The organism is uncultured Arthrobacter sp. (assembly GCF_947495145.1).
GTDB lineage: Bacteria > Actinomycetota > Actinomycetes > Actinomycetales > Micrococcaceae > Arthrobacter_D.
Map to the genome: position 1 here is coordinate 1 of NZ_CANLXP010000039.1, position 3,781 is coordinate 3,781.

The following is a 3,781-nucleotide window of genomic DNA, read 5'->3' on the forward strand; positions in this document are numbered from 1 at the left end:
TGGCTGTGGCAGGTTGGAGTGGCCCCGGTGTGACGGTTTGAAGTGGCCCCACTTGTCGACTCGCCGGGCTTCTTGTGACGGTTTGAGTTGGCCCCACCCCAGCGTTGGAATCATCTGTTTGTTTCCAATGGTGGAGGGCAAGGATGAGGGCACGCGTGGAGGTTTTCGCAGCGATTCGTAGGGACGCCCGGGTGGAGGGTTTATCGATCCGCGCGTTGGCGTTCCGTTATGGGGTGCATCGCCGTACGGTCCGGGCGGCGTTGGAGTCAGCGGAGCCTCCTGAACGGAAGACCCCGGTGCGGGTTTCCCCGAAGCTGGAACCCTTCAAGCCATTGATTGATGCGATGCTGCTGGGGGATGTGTCGGCTCCGCGGAAGCAGCGTCATACCGCCCGGCGGGTTCTTGCCCGTCTGGTCGATGAACATGGTCTGAATGAGGTGTCGTATTCCACGGTCCGTGATTACGTGCGTGCCCGCCGAGCCGAGATTGATGCTGAGGCGGGCCGGCACCGTGAGGTGTTCGTTCCGCAGGACCATGCACCTGGTGCTGAAGCGGAAGTGGACTTCGGTGATGTGTGGGTGATCCTGAACGGGGTGAAAACCAAGTGCCAGCTCTTCGTCTTCCGCCTCTCGCACTCGGGGAAGGCTGTTCACCGGGTCTACCCGTCCTGCGGTCAGGAGGCGTTCCTTGAGGGCCATATCGAAGCGTTCAGCACGATCGGTGGGATTCCGACCCGGCATATCCGGTATGACAACCTCACCAGCGCCATCAAAAGCGTCCTCTACGGGAAGGGACGGAACCGGGTGGAGAACGACCGGTGGGCATTGTTCCGCTCCCATTACGGCTTCGACGCCTTTTACTGCCAGCCCGGGATCGAGGGTGCTCACGAGAAAGGTGGAGTGGAGGGCGAAGTCGGCCGCTTCCGCCGCAACCATCTGAGCCCCATGCCGGTCGTTAGATCATTGGCCGAACTCAACGAGAAGATCAAGGCATGGGATGAGGCTGATGATCAGCGCAGGATCAGCAACCGGCTGCGCACCGTCGGCGCCGACTTCCTCACCGAGAAGCCGCTGCTCTCTTCGTTGCCGGCCGAAGTGTTCGATCCCGGGCTGGTACTCACCCCGCGGGTGGATCGTTCCTCGATGATCACGGTGCGAATGGCGAAATACTCCGTCCCGGCCCGGTTCATCAACCGGAAAGTGCGAGTCTCGTTGCGGGCTTCGGAGCTGGCGGTCTTCGAGGGCCGATCCTTGATCGCGGTCCATCCCCGGGTCGTCGCCACGGGCGGGCAAAGCGTTGACCTGGATCATTACCTGGAGGTGCTGAAAACCAAGCCCGGCGCGTTGCCCGGCTCCACTGCTCTTGCCCGAGCCCGCGCTGCAGGGACCTTCACCAACGCCCACGAAGCCTTCTGGGCCGCCGCCCGCAAGACCGACGGAGACGCAGCAGGCACCCGCGAACTCATCGACGTCCTGCTACTGCACCGCTCCATGGACACCAACGACGTCGTCGCCGGACTCACCGCCGCCCTGACAGTGGGCGCGGTCACCGCTGATGTGGTGGCAGTCGAAGCACGGATAGCCGCGGCCCGGCGGGGCCACCCCGATTGTCATCCACCCGTTCCATCCGTTCCTGTCGGGCCGCGAGTTGTCAGTCTCACCCAACGCCGGCTCGCCGATCCCGCCGCAGTCATTGCAGGCCTGCCAGCGGACAACCGGAGCCTTCCATCCGTGGCCGCATATGACCAGCTCCTGAAACTCAAGCCACCGATAGCCACCACAACACCATCCAGAGAGCAAATCTCATGACCCCCACCGCGTCGCCCATCACTGTTCCTGGTGTTTCCCAATCATTGCGCCGGCGCAGCGGCCTCACGGAGGAAGCCGCTGTCGCCGCCGTCGACCAAGCGTGCCGGCAACTGCGCTTACCCACGATCCGGGCAGTCGTGGAAGAAGCAATCACCACAGCGAACAAGGAACAACTCTCCTATCAGGGATTCCTGGCCGAACTGCTCCTGGCCGAGTGTGACGACAGGGACCGCCGGCGCTCCGTCCGACGGGTCAAAGCCGCCGGCTTCCCACGGGATAAATGGTTAGGTGACTTCGACTACGAGGCGAACCCCAACATCAACCCGGCCACGATCAACTCCCTGGCCACCGGGGACTGGATCCGCAAAAGCCAGCCCCTCTGCCTGATCGGGGATTCAGGGACCGGCAAATCGCATCTGCTCATTGGATTGGGTACCGCAGCCGCGGAGAAGGGATACCGGGTGAAATACACCCTCGCCACCCGGCTCGTGAACGAACTCGTCGAAGCCGCCGACGAAAAGATCCTGGCCCGCACCATCGCCCGCTACGGACGGGTCGACCTGCTCTGCATCGATGAACTCGGATATATGGAACTCGACCGCCGCGGTGCTGAGCTACTTTTCCAGGTCCTCACCGAACGCGAGGAAAAGAACTCCGTGGCAATCGCTTCCAATGAATCCTTCTCCGGGTGGACAAAAACCTTCACCGACCCCAGGCTCTGCGCAGCGATCGTCGACCGGCTCACCTTCGGCGGGAACATCATCGAAACAGGCACCGACTCCTACCGTCTCGCCCACACCCGCAACCAATATTTAACCCACTGACCCAACCCCGCCGTCATGAAGAACAGGTAGAGATCGGGGGCCCATCAGCAGTGGAGATACAGCCTCTAGGCTGGGACTGTGAACACAGCACGCCTCGTGGAGGGCATGGAACGGCACCAAATTCCCCTTTACCTCACAGCCATCGTCGCCGGTGGCCTCTTCGGTTGGCTGATCCCAGCAGCCGCTGAACCACTGGAATTATCGATCAATCCAGTACTGGGCCTGCTGCTGTTCGCCACGTTCCTCGGAATACCCTTCGCGAAAATTGGTCAAGCCCTGCGTGACGGGCGGTTCATGGCCACCGTCATGGTCCTGAACTTCCTCATCGTGCCCGTCGTCGTCTTCGGCCTATCCCGTTTCGTCGCCGACGATCAGGCCCTCCTCATCGGGGTGATGATGGTCCTGCTCACACCCTGCATCGACTACGTCATCGTGTTCTCCGGCCTAGCCGGTGGATCCAGCGATCGCCTCCTCGCGGCCGCACCACTGCTGATGCTCACCCAAATGTTGTTACTACCGCTCTACCTGCTGATTTTCATCGGCCCGGATCTGGTCTCAGCCATTGAGCCCGGGCCCTTCATCGAAGCCCTCGTCGTGCTGATCATCATCCCCCTGGTGGCAGCCGCGCTAACCCAGCGGTGGGCAGGCCGTGCCCTGGCAGTTCGTCACCTGATGGACCTGATGCAGAATCTCATGGTTCCTCTCATGATGGCCACCCTCGCGATCGTGATCGGCTCCCAGATCGTCGGCGTCGGGCAGGAACTACGCTCTTTGCTCGCGGTCATACCGATCTACATCGTTTTCCTGGTCATCATGGTCCCCGTCGGGATGCTCGCCGCACGGATCGCTCGTCTTGATGCGGCTAGCACAACCGCCCTGGTCTTTAGCGGCGCGACCAGGAACTCCCTCGTCGTTCTCCCACTGGCCCTGGCACTACCGGAACCCCTAGCCCTGGTAGCACTGGTGATCGTCACGCAAACGCTCGTCGAACTCATCGGCATGGTCACCTACGTCAAAGCCCTACCCCGCCTAATTCCAGCGAACATCACCAGCCACGCATAAACACAGGACCACGAGCACTCTTCCATCCCACTCAGCTGGGGCCAGTTCACGCCGTCCTGCCGGGGCCAGAACTAGTTGACACAATCA

3 protein-coding genes are annotated in these 3,781 nt (G+C 61.9%); all 3 read left to right on the forward strand.

All coding sequences use genetic code 11. The features are described 5' to 3' along the window. The first annotated feature begins 143 nt into the window (after nucleotides 1-143). Nucleotides 144-1,808 carry an IS21 family transposase gene (istA, locus tag Q0877_RS16955; protein WP_299170021.1) on the forward strand — a complete coding sequence of 555 codons (1,665 nt, stop codon included), beginning with the start codon at nucleotides 144-146 and terminating at the stop codon, nucleotides 1,806-1,808. Next, the gene (istB, locus tag Q0877_RS16960; protein ID WP_299170023.1) at nucleotides 1,805-2,632 is read left to right on the forward strand and encodes an IS21-like element helper ATPase IstB; all 828 of its coding nucleotides are present in this window, start codon (nucleotides 1,805-1,807) and stop codon (nucleotides 2,630-2,632) included. The genes istA and istB overlap by 4 nt, the downstream gene beginning before the upstream one ends. Nucleotides 2,633-2,737: 105 nt before the next feature. Beyond that, nucleotides 2,738-3,694: an arsenic resistance protein gene (locus Q0877_RS16965; RefSeq protein ID WP_299170024.1), complete on the forward strand. Its 957-nt coding sequence runs from the start codon at nucleotides 2,738-2,740 to the stop codon at nucleotides 3,692-3,694. Nucleotides 3,695-3,781 lie beyond the last annotated feature (87 nt).

Bases quoted from the DNA above. Each gene is read 5' to 3' on its own strand.
- istB (WP_299170023.1), top strand. From the start codon at position 1,805: ATGACCCCCACCGCGTCGCCCATCACTGTTCCTGGTGTTTCCCAATCA.
- Q0877_RS16965 (WP_299170024.1), top strand. From the start codon at position 2,738: ATGGAACGGCACCAAATTCCCCTTTACCTCACAGCCATCGTCGCCGGT.
- istA (WP_299170021.1), top strand. From the start codon at position 144: ATGAGGGCACGCGTGGAGGTTTTCGCAGCGATTCGTAGGGACGCCCGG.